Origin of the sequence: Serratia sp. T13T92 (genome assembly GCF_047530105.1) — a bacterium.
Classification (GTDB): domain Bacteria; phylum Pseudomonadota; class Gammaproteobacteria; order Enterobacterales; family Enterobacteriaceae; genus Chania; species Chania fonticola.
On the sequence record NZ_JBLJAK010000129.1, the window covers coordinates 1 to 892 of the forward strand.

Annotated in this window: 1 pseudogene; it reads left to right on the top strand. The window is 53.0% G+C overall.

The window, feature by feature from the left end:
• Positions 1-127: 127 nt before the first annotated feature.
• A pseudogene (locus tag ACMV5I_RS29540) lies at positions 128-601 on the top strand (Rpn family recombination-promoting nuclease/putative transposase); the annotation flags it as partial.
• Between the last annotated feature and the right edge of the window lie 291 nt (positions 602-892).

Below are 892 nucleotides of genomic sequence, written 5' to 3' on the forward strand. Positions count from 1 at the left end.
GTGAGGGTGTATTTTGCTTTGGGAATGTGGTGACGTTTTTTGGCGTTGTGTTTATGCGGCATCGTTAACACATGTCAGAATGGGCAGGCATTGATGATACCCGTTTAGCCATCCGTGCACCAACGCCCTAGTTGACGTGACGGTCATTTCTGATGACGAAATAATGACGCACCGGCGCATGGCCATCCTGGAGCTGCTGCAAAAGCACGTTCGTCAGCGTGACCTTGCCGAGCTACTGGAACAACTGGTCACGTTGCTGCTTGCCGGTTACACTAATAATGAGCAACTAACATCGCTGATGAATTACATGTTGCAGGTTGGCGACACGGCAGCACCGGAAAACTTTATTCGGGAGCTGGCGCGCCGCTCACCACAGCACGAGGAGGTATTGATGACGATCGCACAAAAACTCGAACAAAAAGGGATTGAAAAAGGCCGGTTGGAAGGTATCCAGCTTGGTGAAGCCAAAGGACGTCAAGAAGGTATGCTTGAAGGTAAACTTCAGGTTGCACGCTCCATGCTGGCGAACGGTATCGATCGCGACTCGGTAATGAGAATAACCGGCCTGACAGCTGACGACCTGGCACAAATCCGCCATTAATCATCCAAAATGACGGGCAGGGAAGACGTTGTCAGACAACATTGAACCGAACGTAGCGCCCCTGCGGTGCGAGCACGGCTGCTTTGCAGCCTCAACCGTCTTTAAGACCCAGACTCAGATCAATGCTGGCGCCGGCTGATGTTCCGTACACGCGATCGGCGGCGTATCCTTCACCGTCGCATTGATACACACGCATAAATTAGCACGCCGCTGGCGTGAGTACGCTGGCCCCGACGCCCTTTTCCTGCCCGCTGCCTCCCTGTAAACTCTGCTTCATGTATATTCCACGAC